This window comes from Delftia sp. NA_296.1 (genome assembly GCF_052692095.1).
Genome location: NZ_JBQZGF010000007.1, coordinates 249,977 through 273,138 on the forward strand (window position 1 = coordinate 249,977; position 23,162 = coordinate 273,138).

General features: G+C 63.1%; 23 protein-coding genes. 10 read left to right on the top strand and 13 right to left on the bottom strand.

The features are described from left to right. Positions 1-184: 184 nt before the first annotated feature. Positions 185-1,012, top strand: a complete 828-nt coding sequence (locus ACUTR7_RS18945; RefSeq protein ID WP_088166789.1) for an undecaprenyl-diphosphate phosphatase — start codon at positions 185-187, stop codon at positions 1,010-1,012. Positions 1,013-1,246: 234 nt separating this feature from the next. Here ACUTR7_RS18945 and ACUTR7_RS18950 read toward each other — a convergent pair whose 3' ends face one another. The 5 genes from ACUTR7_RS18950 to ACUTR7_RS18970 form a co-directional block, all read right to left on the bottom strand. Further along, the gene (locus ACUTR7_RS18950) at positions 1,247-2,116 is read right to left on the bottom strand and encodes an alpha/beta hydrolase (RefSeq protein WP_445609531.1); all 870 of its coding nucleotides are present in this window, start codon (positions 2,114-2,116) and stop codon (positions 1,247-1,249) included. After that, positions 2,113-3,171 (bottom strand): proteasome-type protease, encoded by a 1,059-nt coding sequence (locus ACUTR7_RS18955; protein WP_096915613.1) that lies wholly within the window; start codon positions 3,169-3,171, stop codon positions 2,113-2,115. The genes ACUTR7_RS18950 and ACUTR7_RS18955 overlap by 4 nt, the downstream gene beginning before the upstream one ends. A gap of 55 nt (positions 3,172-3,226) precedes the next feature. After that, the gene (gene mutS / locus ACUTR7_RS18960) at positions 3,227-5,815 is read right to left on the bottom strand and encodes a DNA mismatch repair protein MutS (protein ID WP_445609591.1); all 2,589 of its coding nucleotides are present in this window, start codon (positions 5,813-5,815) and stop codon (positions 3,227-3,229) included. 319 nt (positions 5,816-6,134) lie between these two features. Continuing rightward, positions 6,135-6,899: a hypothetical protein gene (locus ACUTR7_RS18965; RefSeq protein WP_445609532.1), complete on the bottom strand. Its 765-nt coding sequence runs from the start codon at positions 6,897-6,899 to the stop codon at positions 6,135-6,137. 74 nt (positions 6,900-6,973) lie between these two features. Next, positions 6,974-7,150, bottom strand: a complete 177-nt coding sequence (locus tag ACUTR7_RS18970) for a hypothetical protein (RefSeq protein WP_198818540.1) — start codon at positions 7,148-7,150, stop codon at positions 6,974-6,976. 81 nt (positions 7,151-7,231) lie between these two features. Here ACUTR7_RS18970 and ACUTR7_RS18975 point away from each other — a divergent pair, with 81 nt between their 5' ends. The 3 genes from ACUTR7_RS18975 (at position 7,232) to ACUTR7_RS18985 (ending at position 8,900) form a co-directional block, all read left to right on the top strand. Further along, positions 7,232-7,804, top strand: coding sequence for a helix-turn-helix domain-containing protein (locus ACUTR7_RS18975; protein ID WP_445609592.1), 573 nt, complete (start codon positions 7,232-7,234; stop codon positions 7,802-7,804). 28 nt (positions 7,805-7,832) lie between these two features. After that, a complete protein-coding gene (locus ACUTR7_RS18980) occupies positions 7,833-8,339 on the top strand; it encodes a BRCT domain-containing protein (protein ID WP_445609533.1) in 507 nt (168 codons plus the stop codon). Positions 8,340-8,741: 402 nt separating this feature from the next. Continuing rightward, the gene (locus tag ACUTR7_RS18985; protein WP_445609534.1) at positions 8,742-8,900 is read left to right on the top strand and encodes a hypothetical protein; all 159 of its coding nucleotides are present in this window, start codon (positions 8,742-8,744) and stop codon (positions 8,898-8,900) included. 125 nt (positions 8,901-9,025) lie between these two features. On the opposite strand, the gene arsH is transcribed toward ACUTR7_RS18985, so the two are convergent. The 7 genes from arsH to ACUTR7_RS19020 form a co-directional block, all read right to left on the bottom strand. Continuing rightward, positions 9,026-9,742, bottom strand: coding sequence for an arsenical resistance protein ArsH (arsH, locus tag ACUTR7_RS18990; RefSeq protein WP_082848205.1), 717 nt, complete (start codon positions 9,740-9,742; stop codon positions 9,026-9,028). Beyond that, complete coding sequence (gene arsC, locus ACUTR7_RS18995) at positions 9,729-10,160, bottom strand: arsenate reductase (glutaredoxin) (protein ID WP_096915628.1); 432 nt, start codon at positions 10,158-10,160, stop codon at positions 9,729-9,731. The genes arsH and arsC overlap by 14 nt, the downstream gene beginning before the upstream one ends. Positions 10,161-10,185: 25 nt before the next feature. Further along, complete coding sequence (locus ACUTR7_RS19000) at positions 10,186-10,515, bottom strand: ArsR/SmtB family transcription factor (RefSeq protein WP_096915629.1); 330 nt, start codon at positions 10,513-10,515, stop codon at positions 10,186-10,188. 89 nt (positions 10,516-10,604) lie between these two features. Next, on the bottom strand, positions 10,605-11,702 hold the full coding sequence (locus ACUTR7_RS19005; protein WP_445609535.1) for a DNA glycosylase AlkZ-like family protein: 1,098 nt from the start codon (positions 11,700-11,702) through the stop codon (positions 10,605-10,607). A 53-nt stretch (positions 11,703-11,755) separates the two neighbouring features. Continuing rightward, positions 11,756-12,688 carry a DUF4349 domain-containing protein gene (locus tag ACUTR7_RS19010; RefSeq protein ID WP_445609536.1) on the bottom strand — a complete coding sequence of 311 codons (933 nt, stop codon included), beginning with the start codon at positions 12,686-12,688 and terminating at the stop codon, positions 11,756-11,758. Between the two features lie 58 nt (positions 12,689-12,746). Beyond that, complete coding sequence (locus tag ACUTR7_RS19015) at positions 12,747-13,574, bottom strand: hypothetical protein (protein WP_016454708.1); 828 nt, start codon at positions 13,572-13,574, stop codon at positions 12,747-12,749. After that, positions 13,565-13,699 carry a hypothetical protein gene (locus ACUTR7_RS19020; RefSeq protein WP_279613701.1) on the bottom strand — a complete coding sequence of 45 codons (135 nt, stop codon included), beginning with the start codon at positions 13,697-13,699 and terminating at the stop codon, positions 13,565-13,567. Before ACUTR7_RS19020 ends, ACUTR7_RS19015 begins: the two co-directional genes overlap by 10 nt. Before the next feature lie 236 nt (positions 13,700-13,935). Between ACUTR7_RS19020 and ACUTR7_RS19025 the strand changes: the two genes are divergently transcribed. The 3 genes from ACUTR7_RS19025 to ACUTR7_RS19035 all read left to right on the top strand — a co-directional run bounded on the left by ACUTR7_RS19025 (position 13,936) and on the right by ACUTR7_RS19035 (position 17,395). Beyond that, positions 13,936-15,180, top strand: a complete 1,245-nt coding sequence (locus ACUTR7_RS19025) for a class I SAM-dependent methyltransferase (protein ID WP_445609537.1) — start codon at positions 13,936-13,938, stop codon at positions 15,178-15,180. A gap of 468 nt (positions 15,181-15,648) precedes the next feature. Beyond that, positions 15,649-16,422: an SDR family oxidoreductase gene (locus tag ACUTR7_RS19030; protein ID WP_445609538.1), complete on the top strand. Its 774-nt coding sequence runs from the start codon at positions 15,649-15,651 to the stop codon at positions 16,420-16,422. A 40-nt stretch (positions 16,423-16,462) separates the two neighbouring features. Continuing rightward, complete coding sequence (locus ACUTR7_RS19035) at positions 16,463-17,395, top strand: LysR family transcriptional regulator (protein ID WP_099735187.1); 933 nt, start codon at positions 16,463-16,465, stop codon at positions 17,393-17,395. Here the strand turns inward: ACUTR7_RS19035 and ACUTR7_RS19040 are convergent. Further along, the gene (locus ACUTR7_RS19040) at positions 17,349-18,473 is read right to left on the bottom strand and encodes a sterol desaturase family protein (protein WP_445609539.1); all 1,125 of its coding nucleotides are present in this window, start codon (positions 18,471-18,473) and stop codon (positions 17,349-17,351) included. The two genes, ACUTR7_RS19035 and ACUTR7_RS19040, sit on opposite strands and share 47 nt — an antisense overlap. A 419-nt stretch (positions 18,474-18,892) precedes the next feature. Here ACUTR7_RS19040 and ACUTR7_RS19045 point away from each other — a divergent pair, with 419 nt between their 5' ends. Genes ACUTR7_RS19045 through ACUTR7_RS19055 form a run of 3 tightly spaced genes read left to right on the top strand, consistent with a single transcriptional unit; the run spans position 18,893 to position 22,946 of the window. After that, positions 18,893-20,119, top strand: a complete 1,227-nt coding sequence (locus ACUTR7_RS19045) for a restriction endonuclease subunit S (RefSeq protein WP_445609540.1) — start codon at positions 18,893-18,895, stop codon at positions 20,117-20,119. Next, positions 20,116-21,336, top strand: coding sequence for an AAA family ATPase (locus ACUTR7_RS19050; RefSeq protein WP_445609541.1), 1,221 nt, complete (start codon positions 20,116-20,118; stop codon positions 21,334-21,336). The genes ACUTR7_RS19045 and ACUTR7_RS19050 overlap by 4 nt, the downstream gene beginning before the upstream one ends. Continuing rightward, positions 21,333-22,946: a type I restriction-modification system subunit M gene (locus ACUTR7_RS19055; protein ID WP_445609542.1), complete on the top strand. Its 1,614-nt coding sequence runs from the start codon at positions 21,333-21,335 to the stop codon at positions 22,944-22,946. Before ACUTR7_RS19050 ends, ACUTR7_RS19055 begins: the two co-directional genes overlap by 4 nt. The last annotated feature ends 216 nt before the right edge of the window (positions 22,947-23,162 follow it).

Genomic DNA, 23,162 nt, shown 5'->3' on the forward strand with positions numbered 1-23,162 from the left:
GTTTTGAAGGCGCGCTGAAGTCCAGCGCACCCACATTGCAGCACAGTGCCGGGCGCGCAGCAACGTCGCGCGCCCGGCGTTGTAAAAGTTTGCGATTGCCGCTGACAGGCGGGCAGGCGGACACCGGCAGGCCATGGCCAGCGCAGATAATGGCCCACTTTTGCATTGCGACAGGACGCTTGCCGTGGACATTCTTTTGCTGGTCAAGGCCGCCATCATGGGCATCGTGGAAGGGCTGACGGAGTTCCTTCCCATCTCCTCCACCGGCCACCTCATCCTGGCCGGTTCGCTGCTGGGCTTCGACGATGCCAAGGCCAAGGTCTTCGACATCGCCATCCAGACCGGCGCCATCTTCGCTGTGGTACTGGTGTACTGGCAGAAGATCCGCTCCACCGTGGTCGACCTGCCCACCAGCCGCCAGGCGCAGCGGCTCACGCTGAACGTCATCATCGGCTTCCTGCCGGCCGTGGTGCTGGCGCTGATCTTCGGCAAGTTCATCAAGGCGCACCTGTTCACGCCCACCGTGGTGGCCACCACCTTCATCCTGGGCGGCTTCGTCATCCTGTGGGCCGAGCGCCGGCCGGCCTCGGCCATGCGCGTGCAGACCGTGGACGAGATGACGCCGCTCGATGCCCTCAAGGTCGGCCTGGTGCAGTGCCTAGCCATGATCCCCGGCACCAGCCGCAGCGGTGCCACCATCATCGGCGGCATGCTCATGGGCCTGTCGCGCAAGGCGGCGACCGACTTTTCGTTCTTCCTGGCCATTCCCACGCTGATCGGCGCCGGCGTCTACAGCCTCTACAAGGAGCGCGCACTGCTGTCGGCGGCCGACATCCCCATGTTCGCCGTGGGCCTGGTGTTCTCCTTCATCAGCGCCTGGCTGTGCGTGCGCTGGCTGCTGCGCTACATCTCCACCAACAGCTTCGTGCCGTTTGCCTGGTACCGCATCGCCTTCGGCATCATCGTGCTGGTGACGGCCTTCACCGGGGTCGTATCCTGGAGCGAGGCCTGACAGCCTGCGCCGCCCATGCAAAAAGCCACCCCAAGGGTGGCTTTTTTTGTCGCCGGGCCGCCCCAAGACAAAAAGCGGCCCCCCGGGGGGCAGCGGAACTTGCGCAGCAAGGGGAGCGTGGGGGTCTTTTTTGTCGCCGGGCCGCCCCAAGACAAAAAGCGGCCCCCCCGGGGGGCAGCGGACCTTGCGCAGCAAGGGGAGCGTGGGGGTCTTTTTTGTGCCTGAAGGACCGGTTCAGGCCTCGGAGCCCAGCAGGTTCAGCAGCGAGGCCTCGATGGCGGCGGCCGTGGCGTGGGGCCGCTCCATGGGGAACAGGTGGCTGCCGTCCAGCATCATCACGCGCCCGCGCGTGATGCGGCGCGTAAGGTCCATGCCCACCTGGCGCATCTCCACCGAGGCACGCCCGCCGATGAAGGCCGCCGGGCAGCGCAGCGGATGGTGGTGCAGCAGCGAGGCCAGGTTGTGCGGCAAGGTGTTGTAGATGGCGGTCTCCACCTCGCGCGTGAAGTGCAGCGTGCGCCGGCCGTCCAGGTCGGCCAGGCCGCCCTGCACATAGTCCTGGAGCACCTGCGGATGCCATTGCGCAAACACCTTCTTGGCGCGGAAATAGGCCAGCGCCTCGTCATCGCTGTCCCAGGCATTGCGGCGGCGGGCGCTGATCTTGCCCGGCGAGACCGAGCCCACCAGCTGCGTGCGCTTGGCCACGCCCACGGCATTGGCACGCCAGCCGCTGAGCAATGGCGAGTCGATCAGCAGCACGCCGCGCGCCAGTTCGGGGTGGCGTGCAGCCGTCATCACGCTCAGGAAACCGCCCAGCGAATGCCCGACCAGAAAGACCGGACCGCCCACGCGCTCGACCTCGGCGCGCGTGAATTCGGCCAGTTGCTCGACCAGGTGCGGCCAGTTGTTGGTGACGGGAAAGCGCGGGTCATGCCCGAAGCGCTCCACGCCCTGCGCCGCGATGCCGCGCTCGGCCAGCAGCGAGAACAGCAGCCGGTAGGTGGGCAGCGCAAAGCTGTTGGCATGCGAGAAGACCACGGGCAGCGGTGCCGATTCCGTGCCCGCGTCGCTGTCGGCCCGCAGCGCGGGCCGGGCCGCGTTCACGGCTGGGGCTCCTGGCCGGTTCGGTCCGGAGCATCCGGCATGCCTTGCTGGTGGCCGGAGGGTTGCCCGGCGTCCGGCCGCATGGGCGATGCCGGGCCCGGCTGCAGGGGCGTCATGGGCGAGGTGGCCAGCCCGTCGGCCGTGGAGGTGCCCAGGCCCGCGCCCGTGCCGCTGTGATAGGGCTGGCGCAGCGCCGCAGGCGGCAGGCGGCCCATGCTGCGCGCCGACGAGCGCAGGGCGCCGGCCGGCGCGGTGACCTTGGTCAGCGGCTGGGCCTGGCGGCTGTGCACGCGAATGGGCACCGCGGAATCGCTGCCCTCCCAGGCCGGGTCTTCGATGCTGTCGAAGACATGGCGCAGGCGCTCGCCCCAGCTGTCGTGCAGCATGCGGAAATACGGATTGCTCTCGTCGATGCTGACGATCTTGTCGGAGGCAAAGCGGTCCTTCTCGTACACGATCAGGTCCAGCGGCAGGCCCACCGAGAGGTTGGACTTGAGCGTGCTGTCCATGGACACCAGGGCGCACTTGGCGGCCTCGTCCAGCGGCGTGCGCGGCGTGATCACGCGGTCCAGCACGGGCTTGCCGTACTTGGACTCGCCGATCTGGAAGTAGGGCGTCTCGCTCGTGGCCTCGATGAAGTTGCCCGCCGAGTAGACCTGGAACAGCCGCATGTTCTCGCCCTGGATCTGGCCGCCCAGCACCAGCGAGATATTGAAGTCCACGCCCGACCGGGACAGTGCCACGCCGTCGCGCTCGAACACATGGCGCACGGCCGCGCCCAGCACGCGGGCCGCGTCGAACATGCTGCGCACGTTCCAGATGGTCAGCATGTCGCCCGTGGCCTCGTCGCGCAGTTGCTGGCTTTCCAGCAGCTCGCGAACGGACTGGGTGATGGACAGGTTGCCGGCCGACAGCAGCACCATGAAGCGGTCGCCGGGGTTCTCGTAGACCATGAGCTTGCGGAACGAGCTGATCTGGTCCAGGCCGGCATTGGTGCGCGAGTCGGCCAGGAAAACCAGGCCGGCGTTGAGCTTGATGGCAACGCAATAAGTCATGGAAGCGTCCGAATCTGCGGAAATGGCAAGTTTAGTGCGAGGCGATTGACCGCGTTCAGGCGGCGATCTTCTTGAGCTGGTAAAGGGCTTCCAGCGCCTCGCGCGGGCTCAGTGCGTCGGGATTGATGGCGGCCAGCGCCTGGGCCAGCGGATCGTGGCGGCTTTCGGGCTCGGGCATGTCGGGCGCATCGAACAGGTCCACCTGCAGGCGGCCCTCGTCGGCATGGGCCTCAAGTGCCTCCAGCGCATGGCGCGCGTGGTGCAGCACGCCGGCCGGCATGCCCGCCAGCTTGGCCACCTGGATACCGTAGCTGCGGCTGGCCGGGCCGGGCTGGATCTCGTGCAGGAAGACGATGTCCTGGCCCGACTCCGCCGCACTCACATGCATGTTCACGGCCGCGCGTGCCTTGGCCGGCAGCTCGGTCAGCTCGAAGTAGTGCGTGGCAAACAGCGTGAAGGCGCGCGTCCTGTCGTGCAGCTGGGTGGCGATGCCGCTGGCCAGCGCCAGGCCGTCGAAGGTGCTGGTGCCCCGGCCGATCTCGTCCATCAGCACCAGGCTGTGCGGCGTGGCCGAGTGCAGGATCTGCGCGGCCTCGGTCATCTCCATCATGAAGGTGGACTGGGCATTGGCCAGGTCGTCGGCCGCGCCGATGCGCGTGTGGATGGCGTCGATGGGCCCCAGCCGGCAGCTGGACGCCGGCACATGCGAGCCCATGCTGGCCAGCAGCACGATCAGCGCCACCTGGCGCATATAGGTCGATTTGCCGCCCATGTTGGGGCCGGTGATGATCTGCATGCGCGTGTTGGCGTTCATGCGCGTGTGGTTGGCGATGAAGCTGCCGCTGGAGGTCTCGGCCATGCGCGCTTCCACCACCGGGTGGCGGCCGGCCTCGATCTCGATGCAGGGATGGTTCACGAACTCGGGCGCGCACCAGTTCAGCGTCAGCGAGCGCTCGGCCAGCGTGCACAGCACGTCGATGGCGGCAATGGCACCGGCCACGCGCGTGAGCGCCGGCACATGGGGCTGCAGTTGGTCCAGCAGCTGCTCGTAGAGGAATTTCTCGCGCTGCAGCGCCCGCTCCTGCGCGGACAGGGCCTTGTCCTCGAAGGCCTTGAGCTCGGGCGTGATGTAGCGCTCGGCGTTCTTCAGCGTCTGGCGGCGGCGGTAGCGCTCGGGCACCGCGTCCTTGTAGCTGTTGGTGATCTCTATATAGAAGCCGTGCACCTTGTTGAACTGCACGCGCAGGTTGGGAATGCCGGTCAGCAGCTTTTCCTTGGCCTCCAGCTCCAGCAGGAAGTCGTCGCAGTTGTTCTGGATGGCGCGCAGCTCGTCCAGCTCGGCGTCGTAGCCCGTGGCAAACACGCCGCCGTCGCGCACCAGGGCGGCCGGCTCTTCCATGATGGCGCGCACCAGCAGCTCGGCGCAGCCCTCGGGCGGCTGCAGGTCGGCAAACAGCTGGGTCAGGTGGGCCGAGGGCGTCTGCCCGGCCTGGGCCAGCACGGCGGCCTTGTGCAGCGTGCGGCCCAGTCCCACCAGCTCGCGCGGGCGCACCTGGCGCAGCGCGGTGCGCGCGGTGATGCGCTCCACATCGCTCACGCCCTTGAGCTGCTCGCGCAACTGCTGCCAGGGCGCGGCCATGCCGCCTGCGCTGGCGCCCTGCAGCGCCCGCGTGGCCTCCAGCCGCGCCACGGCCTGCGTGCGGTCGCGTCGCGGCTCCAGCAGCCAGGCCTTGAGCAGGCGGCTGCCCATGCCCGTCATGCAGGTGTCCAGCAGAGAGAACAATGTGGGCGAATCCTCGCCGCGCAGCGTCTTGACCAGCTCCAGGTTGCGGCGCGTGGCCAGCGGCAGCGCAATCAGCTCATCGTCGCGCTGCACCTGCAGAGCGTGGATGTGCGACAGGCTGCGGCCCTGCGTGTGCTCGGCATACGACAGCAGCGCGGCGCTGGCGCCATGGGCCAGCGGCAGGTCCTCGGCCTCCCAGGCCTTGAGGCTGGCCGCGCCCAGCAGCTCCAGCAGCTTGCGCTCGCCCAGGCCGCCGTCGAACTGCCAGTCAGGGCGCGGCGACAGCGGGCAGGCAATGGAGCCGCCATGGCGCAGCGCGAACAGGCTCTGCTCGAAACGCTCGGTCACGCCTGCGCTGTAGATCAGCTCGCTGGGCGCAATGCGTGAAATCCAGGCGCCCAGCTCATCGTGGGAGCACTCGGCCAGGTGGATGCGCCCCTGCGTCACCGCCATCCAGGCCAGGCCGCAGCGCTGGCGCCCGGCCGTGTGCAGGGACAGCAAGATCGCCTCGCTCTTGTCCGACAGCAGCTCACTGTCGGTCAGCGTGCCCGGCGTCACCACGCGCACCACCTTGCGCTCCACCGGGCCCTTGGCGGCGCCCACCTCGCCCACCTGCTCGCAGATCGCCACCGACTCGCCCAGCTTGATCAGCCGGCCCAGGTAGTTCTCCAGCGCATGGAAGGGCACGCCCGCCATCGGAATCGGCTGCCCCGCCGTCTGCCCGCGCGTGGTCAGCGTGATGTCCAGCAGCCGCGCCACCTTCTCCGCATCCCCGAAGAACAGCTCGTAGAAATCCCCCATGCGGTAGAAAACCAGCGTGTCGGGGTAGTTGAACTTGATGCCCAGGTACTGCGCCATCATTGGCGTGTGCATCGAAAGATCAGGGGCCGGAGAGGGCTGTGTGCTTTGCGAAAGGTCGCTCATTGGCTTGGGAATCAACAGGTTGCGGCGGCATGCAGGTGCCGGGCAGGGCCTGCCTGGGAGGCGCGGGGCCGCAGGAAGGCGCAAATGTTCTTGTGTCGTGCTGCCCGCCTCGAGCCGTATCCATCGCGTGGGGCGTGGTGGCGGACAAAGGTCACATTATTGACTACGCGGGGTTGGACGCCGCGCCAAGGGGGCGTAGATCGCGGCACACAAATGCGCTGCGCTCAATCCAAGGGACCATTTCCGCCGTACGTCGTCACAGGGCTCCTTCTGGCAACTGCTTGGCTCCTTGGTACAGGGCGTGCTGCGCATCCGCCAGGGTGATCACTTCGTCCCCGGTGAGATGGCTCATCAGAACACTGTTGAGTTTCGCGATGCGTGCGCCATAGCAGCGAATCAGCGAGGCGATCTGAATCTGCTCCGGTTCCGTGATCTGATCTCCCAGCGCTGTCACGGCGTGGGCTGCTGCCTCGATGTCGAACGAGCAACGAATGAGCAACTCACTGGCCCGGTGGCCGCTTCCAAGCAACGGCGATGCTGCTGTGACTGGTGATGCTGTATCTGCCTGGCTGCCGAATGTATTGACACCGTTGCCAGCTTCCTTGGCCGCAGCAAAGCTGGCCAGGAAACGCAGGTCGTCCAAGGAGTGGGGAAGCTCGTTGTAGGCCCCGAACAGCCTGTCTGCGAATTCAAAGGCGTGTTCCAGCAGTCCATGAACAAAGGCAGCTTCACCTGCTGCACTGAGCCGGTTCTCTCGGAATGTGTCGCGAGCGAACTCCAGTTCCGAGCTGATGAGGGCGAGCAGTGAAAGCAGGTCCACCTGCGCCGGGTCATGCGGACGGCTTGCCGGGCAGCAGCCGGGAGCAGGAAGTTGGTTGAGCGCTGCAAATGCCCGGCTGAGGTGGGGGCAGGAGTAGCGCTCCTGTGCCCCGTCGTACAGGATGCGTTTCACTGTGTACTTGAGCACTCCCGCAGCGAACAGGACTGCTTGGTGGGCATCGGCAAGAGAGGCTCGGGCCATGCATGGGGCGTGGCGTTGGGGCTCAGGGTGCGCGTGATTTCTATCGTGGCGCTGAATGTTTGGCCGCACTCGATTCAGCGCCGCTCGGCGGCGGTGTCGGTTTGACCCAGCACGATGCGGCCCTCGTGCTGGGCGCCGTCCCATGCGCGTTCCAGCTCTTCGCCGGTCATCCCCAGGGGAATGCGTTTGGAGTACATCAGGGGCTCGACCGTGGCCGAGCGGTGGCGGGTGTGGTGCGCTGGGGTGGTCATGTAGTATCTGGAGATAGGTTGTTACAAGACGTGGTGGATTTTGCCCAATTTTTTGGGAAAGTCAACAGATTTACCAAAAAAATGGATGAATTCTCCCAAAGGTTGCGTGAGGAGCGCAAACGGCTTGGCCTAAGCCAAGAGGCGTTTGCATCCCTGGGCGGGGTGTCCAAGAACACTCAATCGAACTACGAGACGGGGGCAAATCTGCCTGATGTTGGCTACCTCAACACCATTCGCGGGTTCGGGGTGGACTCCGGCTATGTGCTCACGGGCATACGTACTTTTGACCCCAGCGCGATAGAGCATGCACAGCCCGCTGCCACGCTTGCGGACCGCCTGGTGCAAGAGCGCAAGCGGCTGGAGCTGACCGTGGGCCAACTGGCCGCCAAGTCGGGCGTGGATCGCCTGGCCCTGCTGAAATTTGAAGAGGGCGAGTTCGCGCCCGACGCCAAGGCGCTGCAGCAGCTGCACGCCGTGGGTGTGGATGTTGGCTATGTGCTGCTGTCGCTGCGCGCAGGCGCGGCGGGCGGTGATGCCGGCGCGGCGGTCTCAGTCAGTTCTGAGTCACAGCAGCTGCTGCGGCACTACGACAAGGCGCCCGCAGAGGCACAGGCTGCACTGCGCACGCTGGCGGCCATTGCCGCACGCGCATAGAGAGGGCTTTCAACAGGGAGGAACGAGCATGGCTGCACAGCCTGAGATGCGGTTTGTTTACCGCAATGGCGCCGGGGAGGTTTCCGAGCGCATGCTGCTGAATTGGGCCGAGATCGGCCACTACACCAAAGGGCATTGCACTACCAAGGGTAGCGTGCTCACGTTCCGCAAAGACCGCGTGAGCGAGTACCTGAACGGTAGCGATGCGCTGCTGGGTACTCCCCGCAGCTCGCCTCCACCGCGGCCTGTGCGTGGCGCTCCGGTCGATGCTCGCCCCCGCATCCATTTCACAGGCTTCGCCTCAGCAACACGCGATGCCATGCAGAGCCAAGCCGACGCAGCTGGCCTACAGGTCATGCAGACCATGGCAAACGGCATCACTTTCCTCGTTTGTGGCCCCCGTGCTGGTGCGCTCAAGATCGAGAAGGCCCGAGCCGGAGGGGCTTTTGTAGTGGCTCCGGAGCATTTCACCACGCTGCTGGAAACAGGTGAGCTGCCCGACGAAACGGTAGCCGAGTTGGGCGTGGTCGCCTGAGGAATGCGCAGCCTTAATTTTGCGATTGCATTCGCGGCATGCCTGACGTCTGCCATGCCGGCATGGTCTGCAAACTACCCCTGCAGCGGCAGCAAGGGCGGCGTGGCGCATTGCTCTGGCGCGCAGTTTGTGTGCAATGACGGCTCGGTCAGCGGCAGCAAGCGCCATTGCAGCGCCGAGCTTGGACAGTCATCACCGCGTGCGTTGGTGGCCCCCAGCCGGGCCGGGGCATCTTCAGGTGATTGCTCATGCCGGTCCGGTGGCGTTTGCACTGGGCCACGGGGTGGGAAGTACTGCATATCGGATTCTGGAAAGAAGAGCTATTTGCGCTAGTAGCCGATCGGCCTGGCCTACCCCAAGGGCGTGCCCCCGGCCCTGCGCGACAGGCTGGAGCGCGTCGCCATGGCAGCCGCCGAGGGGCCGCAGGCGGCGCGCATCTTCGAGTCAGCCGGCGTGGACCCGGCGCCGCTCACCGGCGCCGAATACCGCAGGAAGCTGGTCCAGGGCCATGAGTCCATGGGCGCGGCCATCAAGGCGGCGAATCTGCCGCGCATGAACTGAGGGCGGTCCGGCTGCCTGCCGGCCTTGATGCACGGGTACTGCTGCAGCATGTGCCGAAAGATCATGAAGGGCTGCTCGTCGGCAGGGGAGGACCCGTGCCCGCGCCAGTGCCCGCGTGCGCTTTGCTAGATGCTGCCCTGGTTGACCCGCCGCGACAGCGCCTCGGCGCTCTCCCTGCGTTCGCTGTACCGGTCTACCAGGTAGCCGGTGCAGTCGCGCGTCAGCAGGGTGAACTTGACCAGTTCCTCCATCACGTCCACCACGCGCTCGTAGTAGGGCGAGGGCTTCATGCGGCCTGCGTCGTCGAACTCCTGGTAGGCCTTGGCCACCGACGACTGGTTGGGGATGGTGAGCATGCGCATCCAGCGGCCCAGCACGCGCATCTGGTTGACAGCGTTGAAGGATTGCGAGCCGCCCGAGACCTGCATCACGGCCAGGGTCTTGCCCTGGGTGGGACGCACGGCGCCGAAGGACAGGGGAATCCAGTCGATCTGGGCCTTGAGGATGCTGGTCATGGCGCCGTGGCGTTCAGGCGAGGTCCACACCATGCCTTCAGCCCAGCGGGCCAGCCCATGCAGTTCGCGGACCTTGGGGTCGCTGTCGGGCGCCGCATCGGGAAGGGGCAGGCCGTGCGGATCGAAGATGCGGGGCTCGGCGCCCATGTGGCGCAGCAGCCGGGCAGCTTCTTCGGTGAGCAGGCGGCTGTAGGAGCGCTCGCGCACCGAGCCATACAGCAGCAGGATGCGGGGCGCGTGCGTGGCCCGTGCCTGCGGCAGCAGCCGCTGCAGGCTGGGGGCGTCAAACGATTGCGGGTCCAGGTTCGGCAGCTCAGTGATTGGCAACACGTTGTCCTTTCGCGTCGATGACGGCCTGGCCGTCTTCCTTGGAGAAAGCCCCTTGCTGTGCGCCAGGCAGGATGTCCAGCACGGTCTCGGACGGACGGCACAGGCGCGTGCCCAGCGGCGTCACCACGATGGGGCGGTTGATGAGGATGGGGTGCTGGAGCATGAAGTCGATCAGTTGGGCATCGGTCCATGACGGCTCGCCCAGGCCCAGTTCGTCGAAGGGCGTGCCCTTTTGCCGCAGGACATCGCGCACGGGCAGGGCCAGGGCGGCCAGCAACCGCTGCAGCGTGGCGCGGTCGGGCGGTGTCTTCAGGTACTCGATGACGGTGGGCTCTTCGCCGCTGTTGCGGATCAGGGCCAGCACGTTGCGGGACGTGCCGCAGGCCGGGTTGTGATAGATGGTGATGGTGCTCATGGCGGTCTCCGTAACCGTGTGGATGTCAGGCGGCGCCGCCGCAGGCGGGCGTATCGGCCACAGCGCAGGGGGCACCCTGGCAGCAGTTTTCGGTGAGATAGGCGAGCAGGTCGTTCATGGCGGCAAAGGCCGCCCGGTACAGCACATTGCGGCCCTGGCGCTCCTGGCTCACCAGTTGCGCATGGGACAGCTCCTTCAGATGAAACGACAGCGCATTGGGCGCGATGCACAGCTGCTCGGCCAGCGCGCTGGGCGTCAGGCCCTCGGGACCGGCAACGACCAGTGCGCGGAACACGCGCAGCCGCGCTTCATGCGCGAGGGCGGAAAGGGAGCGGATGGCTTGGGTTTCCTGCATGCATCAATGATACAAGAAATGTTGAAATATTGAATTGATTGAGCGCATTCCCGCCGGCCCTGAGCCGAAGGGCGCGCAGGGCGGGCATCTCAGCGCGGCGCCAGGAACAGCTCCATGCGCTGCAGCTCCTCATCCAGCGCGCTGCGAAAGGCGGCATCGCCGGGCGCCGCGCCGGCCACATAGCCGAATGACGGCTCCAGCCGGCCGTCGCGCGCCTGGAGGTTGGCCCAGCCGATCACATGGCCCTGCCAGAGCATGGGCAGGGCGTAGTAGCCCAGCTGGCGCTGAGCTGGTGGCGTATAGGCCTCGAACTTATAGGTCCAGCCCCAGAGCAGCGTGAAGCGGCGCCGGTCCCAGACTACGGGATCGAAGGGCGCGAGCAGGCGCAGCCGCTCGTCGAAGGCATGGCGGCGCGAGCGTGGGTTCTCGTCTGCGGGCCAGTACCAGGTGGTTCCGTCGATGCGGCAGCTGGCCAGTTGCTCGCGCGCCAGCCGCAGCGCCGCCTGGGTCTGCTGCGCCAGATGGGGGGCGCCATAGCCCAGCAGGCGCACCAGGTAGGTCAGGCTGGGGGCCGGCAGCGGTGCGTACTTGCGCACCACCAGGTCGATCAGCGCGGCGGCGCGCCGGGCGCTGGCGGCGGGGCTGTCGTCGGCAGGCGGGTGGGCGACTGCCTCGTAGACGCGCGTGCCGCTGTCGCGGCGCTTGACGCGCAGCAGGCCCCGGTAGTGCATGCCGTCGAGCAACTGCGTGCTGGCGCTGCCCGAGCCGCCCCAGTAGTTCTTCACGCTTCCGTGCGAGAAATGCTGCTCCACCTCGCGCGGATGCGCGGCGCCGCGCTCGCGCACAAACGCCAGCACCTCGGCAGCCTTGCGCTGCGTCTCGGCATCCCAGGCCTTGCGGGCCTGGCGCGGGTGCATCAGCGCCAGGTGCTCACTGGGCAGAAAGCCGTAGTTGACCAGGCAGTCCTCGTCGATCGCCAGGCGCGCGTAGCGGCGCTCCAGGTCGCCGGCGCGGTAGTCCTTGACGCGGTGGCGCAGCGTCAGGTCCTGTGCCCGGGCCGGGGCGCGGATCGGGTCTGCCTGCACAAAACCCAGGCGCTGTATGGCCGCAGGCAGGGTGGTCGGTGTGAACAGGGTGCGCGCCATGGCATGGCGGCGCAGGTCGTCAAGGCTCGGTTCGGTGGGCATGGCTTGATTGGAGCACGGCCGTGCCGCCTTACTTCCTGATCCTGCCGTGCCGCTCAGGCCTTCCTGGCACGCCTGCGCCGCCACAGCGCGCGCAGCACCCAGCCCAGCGGCAGCACCACCAGCACCAGCCAGGGCAGCACGGCCGCCACGAAGGTGATCAGCGCGGCCATGCTCTCGCCCAGCACATGGCCGGCATCGCGCAGCGCGCGGCCTATGGGGCTGTAGCTGGTGCCGCCCTGCACCAGGGCGCGGGTGGGCGTGAACTGGATCTGTATGTGCTGCTTGCTGGTCTGCTGCTCCAGCACCTTGCGCTGGGCGGCCATGGCGTCCAGCTCGGCCTGCGTGTCCGACAGCGTGCGCTGTATCTCCAGCAGGTCGGACATGGTGCGCTTGGTCGTGGTGTCGCGCAGCATCAGGCGCAGGCTGTCGCGGAATTCGGTGCGGTTCCTGATGCGCGCCTCCACGTCGATCACCTCGGCGGTCTTGTCCTCGCTGATGGTGTTCTGCGACACGATGGTGGCCACGCCGGCCAGCGTGCCCAGCAGCCGCTGCACATCGGCCGGCGCCACGCGCATCTCCAGCATGGCGTTGCCGGGCTGCTGGGGCGTCTCGCGCAGAAGGGATGCCGACAGCAGCTCGCAGCGCAGCGTGGCACACAGGTCGCGCACCTGGCCCCAGGCATCGGCCAGCTGCGCCTGCGGCACTTCCACGTTCAGCTCCTGGCGCATGGCCAGGAAGCGCTGGGCCATCTCGTCCTGTGCCGATGTCTCTGGTGCGGCTGCTGCCGCATCCTCGGCCTGCACGGTGGCGGCGCGGCCTTGCTTCATGCCGGCGCCGCCCGCCATGGGCGCGGGGGCGGGTGCCGATTCCAGGGCTGCTGTGTCATGCCGCTGGTTGCAGCCCGCAAGGGCCAGTGTGGCAGCCAGTGCCAGCACGGCCGGCAAGGCCATGCGGGAGGGCAGAGTGGAAGGCCGGGGATGCGTCATGAATTTCCTCTTGAAGACAGGCAAGAACAGGCCGCTGTCAGGACTCAAAGCTCAAGGCTCAGGGCTTGCCGCCGGGGCCGAACATGGTGTCCACCTCGGACTGCAGCTCGAAGATGTCGGACACCGTGTAGAGCCAGTCGCCCTTTTGCAGATGGCCGGGGTCCGGCGGCGTCTCCACGCAGGCCTTGACCAGGGTGAACTGGCCGGCCGGGTCGGGCAGGAACTTCAGGCCCGATATGGAAAACCGCGCCACCCGCCCCACACCATCGTTGTAGCGCCGGCCCCGGGCGCGCACGTCGGCCAGCTCCGCCATCTGCGGCACATGGTCGAACACCGCGTCGTAGAACTCGACGATGGGGCTCTGGTTGGTCCTGGCGCAGCCGTGCACGTACAGCGCGTGGAAGCGCCCGTCCAGCTCCATGGCCACCACGTCGGCCGCGCGGTAGAAGGTCAGGCTGTCGGGCAGGCCCGGCGAGCGTTTGGGCGGCGCGGGCGGCGTGTCCAGGAAGTCCTGGCGGATCTGCGCCGACTTGCGAAAGAAGTCATCGCTGAGCGCCACCTCGGCATTGAGCACATCGATGGCCGTGCGCGCGGCCGCGTTCAGGCCCGCGTCGGCCAGGCCGTTCCTGTGCAGCACGATGGCCAGGGCCAGCGCCGTCTTGTGCCGGTACAGCGCCGTTGCCTTGGCGTCACCGGCCTGCAGCACGCAGCTCCAGCGCCGCAGCAGGGGCGGCAGGGCATGACCGCCGTAGTTGGCCGCGATAGCGGCATCGTGCCGGCCCAGCGCAAACGTGCGCGCCATCACGCGCGCCACGTCTTCCTCCAGGGTCTGCACCAGGGTATCGGCTGCCAGCTTGGACAGCGCCTGGGTATGGGTCATGGCCATGGCGTCACTGGCTCCAGTTCGATGGCAGGTTCCTGAAATCCGGCCGGCAGGCCATAGCCGCCGGTGCTGCGTTGTTCGTTGCGGTGCTCGACGCAGTGTTCGATGCTCAGGTCATGGGCTTGCATGGGTCTGTCGCAGGCGCTTTCGCGCCGGGGCAGTTGGAACGCCGGCCAGTGTGCCCCAAGCCGGGCCGCTGGCGGGGTGTGGGCGCCATCGGGTCTGTATCGATCCGCTACCGGCGCGGGCTGTCGTGCTGACGTCTTGCCGTCACATGAAGCGGCAAGACTCGTCATTTGCTTTTCATGCGGTTCATGCGGGTCATGTCAAAAAGGGGGCGCCGCCAGCCCCGGGGAGATGCACGATGTTCTGGGACAAGAAGCTCAGGCGCTGGGCCGAGGCCGTGCGTGCGCGGGCCGACCTGCCGGCGCGGCTGGTGCTGTGGAATGGCGAGCAGTTCGACTTCGGCCGCTTCGAGCAGCCGCGCGTCACGCTCACCGTGCGCAGCGCCTCGGCCCTGCCGCTGCTGCTGGACCCCAGCCTGGACCACCTGGGCCAGGCCTATGTGAAGGGCCAGATCGACATCGATGGGCGCCTGCCCGACATCATCGACTTCGGCTATGCGCTGGCTCGCCGCATGTCCAAGACCCAGGGCGCGGGCAAGGGGCCGGGGCGGCTGGCGCTTGCGGCGCGCGCGGCCAGGCGCTTCAGGCACAGCCGCAGCACGGACCGCGAATCCATCCAGTACCACTACGACGTCTCCGACGACTTCTACCGGCTCTGGCTGGACGAGGGCATGGTCTATTCCTGCGCCTACTTCGAGAACGGCGACGAGGACCTGGCCACCGCCCAGCGCAAGAAGCTGGACCACATCCTCACCAAGATCCGCCTGCAGCCCGGCCAGCGCCTGCTGGACATCGGCTGCGGCTGGGGCGCCCTGGTGCTGCGCGCGGCCCAGCACTTTGGCGCGCACTGCGTGGGCGTGACCCTGTCGCGCAACCAGTTCGAAGCGGCCACCGAGCGCGTGCGCGCCGCAGGCCTGGCCGACCGCATCGAGATCCGCCTGCAGGACTACCGCGACGTGCAGGGGCGCTTTGACCGCATCACCAGCGTCGGCATGTTCGAGCATGTGGGCCGCCGCAACCTGCCCATGTACTTTGCGCACATGCGCGAGCTGCTGGCCGATGACGGCCTGGCGCTGAACCACGGCATCACCTCCACCGATGCCGACGTGGGCGCCACGGCCCTGGGTGGCGGTGCGTTCATCGACCGCTATGTGTTTCCTGATGGCGAGCTGCCGCACCTGAGCCTGGCGCTGGAGTGCATGCAGCGTGGGGGGCTGGAGGTGCTGGATGTGGAGGGGCTGCGGCGGCATTACGTGCGCACGTTGCAGTTGTGGCTGGAGCGGTTTGAGGCGAATGCTGTGCAGATACGGGGGCTGGTGGAGGAGGAGAGGTTTCGGATTTGGAGGGTGTATTTGGCGGGGTGTGCTTATGCGTTTGAACACGATGACGTGTCTATCTTTCAGGTTGTTTGTCGGAGGGCGGGGCAGGGGGCTGCTTCGTTGCCTTGGTCGCGGAGGTATATGTACGAGCGCGAGCTGTCCTGATGTCTTGGGACACGGGCGGTGTGTAGCTTGTTCTTGACCCTGCCGGGGGGTGTTTTTTCGAGGCCGGGTCTCGGCCCGGCGGCCGACCCGCTTTCTTGTCTCGCCAAGAAACCGGGCCAAAGAAGGCGACCCGAATGCCCGCGACCCTCCGCTGCGCTGCGGGCAACCTGCGTCGTGGCGCTTGCGGGGTTTGCCGCAGAACTCTCTGCGCGCTTCGCGCTCCGCTCAGACAACTGCGGCAAGTCAGATCACGAAGCAAGCCTGTCCTTCGGCAGGCTTGCAACCCCGCAAGCGCCACGACGCAGGCGCGGGCATACGGGGGAGCGGAGCGGACTGCCCCGGGGCAGGAGCCGCTGGGCGCGGCTGATTGTTCTGGTTTTCTGGATGATCCATCCCGGCTGCGCCGGTTTATCGCGGGGGGCTGGCTGCCTAAGCTGGGTGCTTCATCCAAGCACAAGGAGCGTTTCCATGGCAGACCATTCCATTCGCGGCAAGGTGGCGCTGATTGCAGGCGGCGCCAAGAATCTGGGCGGGCTGATTGCCCGTGATCTGGCGGGGCACGGCGCGCGGGCCGTGGTGGTGCACTACAACAGAGAGTCTTCCCGGGCCGAGGCCGAGACCACGGTGGCCGCAGTGCGTGCGCTGGGCGCAGAGGCCGTGGCGCTGCAGGGCGACCTCACGCGCGCTGGCGCTGTGGAGCAGCTTTTTGCGGAGGCTGTGGACGCCGTGGGCCGGCCGGACATTGCCATCAACACGGTGGGCAAGGTGCTCAAGAAGCCGCTGATGGAGATCAGCGAGGCGGAGTACGACGAGATGGCTGCCGTCAACGGCAAGTCGGCGTTTTTCTTCCTCAAGGAGGCGGGGCGCCATGTCAACGACCACGGCAAGATCGTGACCCTGGTGACCTCGCTGCTGGGCGCGTTCACGCCGTTCTATTCCTCCTACGCGGGCACCAAGGCGCCGGTGGAGCATTTCACGCGGGCGGCGGCCAAGGAGTTCGGGGCGCGGGGCATTTCGGTCACGGCCGTGGGGCCGGGGCCCATGGACACGCCGTTCTTCTACGGCCAGGAAGGCGCGGACGCCGTGGCGTATCACAAGAGCGCGGCGGCGCTGTCGCCGTTCTCGCCCTCGGGGCTGACGCATATCGAAGACGTGGTGCCCTTCATCCGCCACCTGGTCAGCGACGGCTGGTGGATCACCGGGCAGACCATCCTGATCAACGGCGGCTACACCACCAAGTAGGCCAAGTAGAAGGACTGCTGCACGGACTATGCTGCGTCCCATGGACCGACTCGACCGATACCGGATCTTCATGCAGGTGGCCGAGATGGGCAGCTTCATCAAGGCCGCCCATGCCCTGGACCTGCCGCGCGCCACGGTGTCTGCCGCCGTGCAGCAGCTGGAGGAGCAGGTGGGCGCAAGGCTCTTGCACCGCACCACGCGCCAGGTCAGCCTGACGGCCGATGGAGCCCAGTTGCTGGAGCGTGTGCGCCCGCTGCTGTCAGAGGCCGAGGACGTGGAGCAGATGTTCCAGGCCCGCACGCGCCAGGCCACGGGCCGGCTGCATGTGGACGTGCCCAGCCGCATCGCCCGCCGCCTGCTGGCGCCTGCGCTGCCGGGGCTCATGCGCCGCCACCCGGGGCTGCAGCTGGTGCTGGGCTCGTCAGACCGCGCCATCGACCTGGTGCAGGAAGGCGTGGACTGCGCCGTGCGCGTGGGCACCTTGCATGACAGCAGCCTGGTCGTGCGCCCGCAGGGCTGCATTGCCCTCATCAACTGCGCCAGCCCCGCCTACCTGCGTGAGCACGGCCTGCCCGAGCAGCCGCAGGACCTGCTGCACGGCCACTGGAGCGTGGGCTATGCCTCGCCGCGCACGGGGCGGGAACTGCCCTGGGAATGGAGTGGGGTGAGCGATGTGGACGGGGTGGATGGGGCAGACGGGCCGCAGACCCTGGCCGTGCCCAGCCGCGTGGTCACCAACAACGCAGAAAGCTATATCGCCTGCTGCCGCGCTGGCCTGGGGCTGATCCAGATCCCGCGCTATGACGTGCAGCACCTGCTGGACACGGGGGAGCTGGTGGAAGTGCTGCCCGCCCACCGCGCAGCGCCCATGCCCGTGGCGCTGCTGTACCCGCACCGCCGCCAGCGCTCGCGCCGGCTGGCGGTTTTCATCGACTGGTTCGAGGCGCTGATGCGGCCGAACCTGGAGCCGTAGGCGCAACCCCGGCCGCCCCAGTCACCGCAGCCGCCCCGGCCGCAGGATGGGGCTGGGCCCCATCGTCGTCATGAATGGGCCGGTAGCCCGGCCCGAAGGACACATCGCCCAGCCGCCAGCCCTCGCGCCGGCGAAACGCTCCCCAGAACCGCTTGAGCGTATGCCACTGCATGGCCACCAGCCCGCGCTCGTTGTCGGCATCCACCTCGGGGTCGCTCACGCCCGTGGGGCGCACGGGCTCGTCGGTGTACAGCGCCGTGCCAAACAGCATGTCCCACCAGGGCAGCACCTGCCCAAAATTGCAGTTGTGGCGCGTGGGCCGATCCGGGTCGCGCAGCATGTGGTGGTGGCGGTGGAACAGCGGGCCCACCAGTACCCGCTCACCCACGCGGCCCAGCCAGCCCAGGCGCAGCCGCACATTGGCGTGCGAGAAGTTCTGCACCAGCTCGCTGAGCAGCCCCAGCAGCGCAAACTCCGAAGGCTCCACCCCCATCGCCAGCCCCACCGTGGCCAGGATGAAGGACTGCAGCATGCCGTCCAGGTAATGGCTGCGGTCATTGCTCCAGCAGCTCATCTGGCGCTGGCTGTGGTGCATGCTGTGCATGGCCCACCACCAGGGAATCACGTGCTGGGCGCGGTGCATCCAGTAATACACCAGGTCGTAGACCACGTAGTACACCAGGAGCAGCGCCACCGGATGGTCCGCAAACCACGGCACCCAATGCTTGAGCCCCGTGGCCTCCTCGGCCGCCGGCCCGCCGCCCAGCATGCTGGCAAACGGCATCAGCACCAGAAAACTGAACAGCGGAAACAGCCCCAGCAGCATCAGCAGCGTGTAGTTGCGGTCCACCGTCGTCAGCCGCCGGTCGCTCCAGCGCTCGGCCGGAAACAAACTCTCCAGCGGCCGCATCACCCCTGCAATCAGGAACAGCTGCAGTGCGGCAATCAGCACCGCCTCGGCAATCTCGCGCGGGTCGCCGGCCGCCTGGGCGATGTCCAGCCAGTGAACGGTGGGGGTTACGGCGTGGGTGGCGAGCCAGGTGATGGCTGCCTGCCACAGCTCGGTCAGTGAAGTCATGTCTTGTGCCTGCAAGAAGGGCCGGGGGAGGGCTGGGGGTTGCGGGCAGGATTATGGGGTGGGGGTGTGGAGGGAGTGTGTGGGGGAATGGTGATGCATAGACCGGTTGAATTCACAGCCCGTTGCTGCCACTCGCACGGTCACCTGCCAGTGCCTACTCAAATGTCCCTGATTCGGCAGAGAGCAACGCCAACGGACTTGCCAACTTCGCTGCGAAGCTCGGTCTCAACCACGCCTTACTTCAGAGCTTTGTGAATAGAGATCCTCGGCCGTATGATCTTCGGTGGTAAATAGCTTCATGATCTCATGCCTCCTCTCGACTTTGGCTGTAAGGCCTCCAACCCCAGTCGAACTCGCCCAGATGGAAGACCTTCGCCCCCTCCACGCTGGTGGTCACCACATTTTCAGACTCAGCATGTATGAGTAGTAAAAACAAAACTGCTGCGACTAAGGACGATGTAAAGCTTGCGCTGGCGCCGAAGTTGCGGTTTTCTGGCTCTAAATTTTCGCGAAATTGGGAAGTAAAGCAACTTGGTCAAATTGCGGTGAATCTCGATAATCGGCGTATTTCTATTAAGTCAAGCGACCGAATACCTGGTGATATTCCATATTATGGAGCTTCTGGTATAGTCGATTATGTGAAAGGCTTTATATTTGATGAAGACCTTCTCTGTGTTTCGGAGGATAGTCCCAACTTGGTTACAAGAAATTATCCTATTGCATTTGCAATTAAGGGGAAAGCTTGGGTGAGTAACCATGCCCATGTGTTGGGGTTTGAAAATGAGTGCACCCTGAGGTTCGTCGAACTATATCTGAACTCGATCAAGCTCGATGACTTCATTTCAGGAGTAGCGCAGCCGAAGTTGAAAAAGGCAATGCTGGATAGAATTCCTATTCCTTATCCAAGCCTCTCTGAGCAAAAAAGCATTGCCGATTGCCTTGGCTCTATTGACGCTATCATTGTTGCACAATTGCATAAAATTTCTGCTCTCAGGAACTTCAAAAAAGGTCTTGTATCGGAGATTTTTCCCAGAGAAAGCAAAGACAAGCCCAGTCTAAGGTTTTCGGAATTCCAAAGCGCCGGGGAATGGAGGAAGATGACATTAGGTGAGGCTGCTAAATTTTATAGTGGTCGAGCCTATAAACAAGAAGAACTTCTTGAATCTGGAAAATACCCAGTTCTTCGCGTCGGAAATTTTTCTGGCAGCGACATATGGTATTACTCAAACCTTGAGTTGGATGATGATAAGTATTGTGAGAGTGGCGATCTTCTTTATGCGTTGTCCATGCCCTTTGGTCCTCGCATTTGGCGCGGAAAAAAATCTATCTATCACTATCAAATTTGTAAAGTTATTGAGGAATTTGGAATCGATAAGCAATTTATTTTCAATATCCTTGAAAAAGAAACAGAAAATATGAGAGCTAAGACTACAAGTGGTCTTGGCGTCATGCGCATCAATAAAGGTGGGGTGGAAAAATGGATAAGCACATTTCCGACTATAGCAGAGCAGAAAAAGATAGTCGGGTGTCTCGCAAGCCTCGAAGATTCTATCTCTGCTGAAATTAAAAAGGTTGATGCCCTCAAGATCCATAAGGAAGGTTTGATGCGGCAGATATTCCCATCTCTTGATGTAATTAAGTTATGAGTAAAGCAACAAGCATTGCGAAATTTAGGTCGCTGGAGTCCTTGACAAAAAAGCTTCGCAGGGATTTGAAGGGAGTGAGTAAGCGCAAGAAAACTGCCAATAGAAAGGGCACCACGCCAGTTTCAGGAAATGATTTTATTCTGATATTTGCGCACAATGGTGTGGGGAAAACACGCCTTTCGATGCAATTTAAAGATCTCGGTAAGAGGGAAGATAGGCGAGATACGCTGTATTTCAATGCGTTCACTGAAGATCTGTTTGATTGGGATAACGATCTTCATGAGGATAGAGATCGAAAAATCAAATTTAAGGCAGAGTCTCGCTTCTTTGATGGCCTTGATGGGATAGGTATCGAAGACCTAATTCGACCGATTCTTCATCAATATGCTGATTTTGATTTTCGGATCAATTACTCTGAAGCAGAGATTCGCTTCAATCGTAATGTGGTCGTGGCAGGAAATAGAAAACGGCTTGAGGATATAAAAATTTCTCGAGGTGAGGAGAATATTTTTATCTGGTGCTTCTTTTTGGCCATTCTCCAGCTCACTATTGAGGCTGAAAAGGGATCGCCTTACGATTGGGTAAAGTATGTTTACATTGATGACCCTATTTCTTCATTGGATGAGCAAAATACAATTGCCGTTGCGGCAGGGCTTGGTTCATTGTTGAAAAATGAAAGCAATAAGTTGAAGGTAGTAATTTCTACGCACCATGGCTTGTTTTTCAACGTGATGTTCAACGAGCTGACGGGTAAGCGGACTATTGGGGGAAAAGACAATATCAAGAAAAAAGCATATATTTTGCATCGGCTCAATGAAGCGCAGACATACACTCTCGAAGATACAGGGGAATCTCCATTTTTGCATCATGTCGCGGCTTTGGATGAACTGCGAAAGGTGGCGAGATCGGGGGATATTTCGCAATATCATTTCAACTCGCTTCGAAGTATCCTTGAAAAGACGGCTATTTTTTTTGGCCGTCAACATATATCTACATGCTTTGACGGGCATGCAAAAAAGAGCCTATACTCGCGTTTTTTGAATGTTAGGAGTCACGCAAAATATTCCGTCTTTGAATCCGAGTTGCTCACCACTAATGACAAGAAAATGTTCCGAGAGATTCTCAAGGTCTTTTTGGATCGTTATTCATTTCGTCTGGAGGCTGTAGCTGCATCAAATATTATTGTAAATAATCCGGGATTGCCGCAGATACCATGAGCGAATTCAACCAAAAACAGCTCAACCAAGCCCTTTGGAGCATCGCTGACCAACTGCGTGGCGCGATGGATATAGACGATTTTCGCGACTACATTCTCTCCTTGCTGTTCCTGCGCTACCTGTCTGACAACTACGAGAAGGCGGCCAAGGAGGAATTGGGCGAGGGTTACTCCGAGATGGAAAGTGATATATGTATTTTGCCGTTGGTATTGTGGTATAGGAGAAATTTGGACGACATCCAAGCGTTCGAAAAGAAAATGCGCCGCACGGTGCACTATATTATCAAGCCCGAGTACCTTTGGAGTAGCATCGCGAACCTTGCTCGCGCAAAAAATGCAGAGCTGCTCAACACGCTGTATGCCAGCTTTGAGTATATCGAAACCAAATCTTTCGCGAGCACTTTTAAGGGCTTATTTTCCGCGGTCGATCTGAGCTCCTCAAAAATTGGAAAAACTTATATCGATCGTAATGCTAAACTCTGCGTCTTCATCCAGAAGATTGACGAAGGTCTGGCCAATTTCTCGGTTAGCGGCGACGCACTGGTTGATGCCTATGAGCATTTTATTGGAGAGTTTGCTGCTGGGGCCGGAAAAAAGGCGGGCGAGTTCTATACTCCACAGCAGATTTCCGAAATTCTTGCCGCTATCGTCACGATGGACAGCCAAGAACCAAGAAAAGGCGTCAAGAAGCGGTTGGAAAGCGTGTTGGACTTTGCTTGCGGCTCAGGCTCACTATTGCTTAATGTGAGCAAGCATGTTGCCAAGGCGGGCGGCACAATTGGCAAGATCTTTGGCCAAGAAAAGAAACTTACTAACTACAACCTCGCGCGCATGAACATGCTTCTGCACGGGGTAAAAGACACGGAGTTTGAAATCTTCCACGGCGATACTTTGCTCAATGAGTGGGACATGATGCGAGAGCAGAGCCCAGCCAAAAAGCCGAGCTTTGACGTCATCGTCGCTAACCCTCCCTTCAGCTACCGCTGGGAACCGACGGACGCGGTGGCCGACGACGTGCGCTTTAAGAGCTACGGTCTTGCACCAAAGTCCGCTGCTGACTTCGCCTTCTTGTTGCATGGCTTTCACTACCTCAAAGACGAGGGCGTGATGGCCATCATCCTACCTCACGGGGTACTGTTCCGGGGGGGGGTGGAAGAACGTATCCGCACTAAGTTGCTGAAGGACGGGCACATCGACACGGTGATCGGTCTACCCGCCAATCTGTTTTATTCCACCGGTATCCCCGCCTGCATCTTGGTGCTGAAGAAGGACAAGAAGCTGAACGACGTGTTGTTCATCAACGCCGCTGAGCACTTTGAAAAAGGCAAGCGGCAGAGCCAGCTCAAGCCAGAGCACATCGCCAAGATAATCAAGACCTACCAGTTTCGTGAGCAAGAGGTGCACTACTCACGCAAGGTGGAAATGGCTGAGATTGAAAAGAACGATTTCAATTTGAATATCTCACGCTATATCAGTACAACGGTAAACGAGACAGAAATTATTCTGGATGAGACGCACCGACAGCTGGTGGAGATTGAAAAGGCAATTACTGCTGCGAAGGAAAAGCACAATGCTTTCCTGAGAGAACTTGGTTTGAAGCCGTTGCCATAGTCGTTCAAGCTAATTGGGTCTTCCGCGCAGGTTCCGGCTTCAGCCTGCTCTGAGAACGCCGAGGCGATGTGTTGCACCAAGTTATCGTTGTTACCGTCTACTAATGTTCGCTTGCTTGCTTGCTTCGTAAGTCGATACGGCATTGACGAGATGAATCCGTTTCGAGCTTAGGGAAAATCACCGAACTCCTGATTCTGCAGACTCAGTCCTGGACTG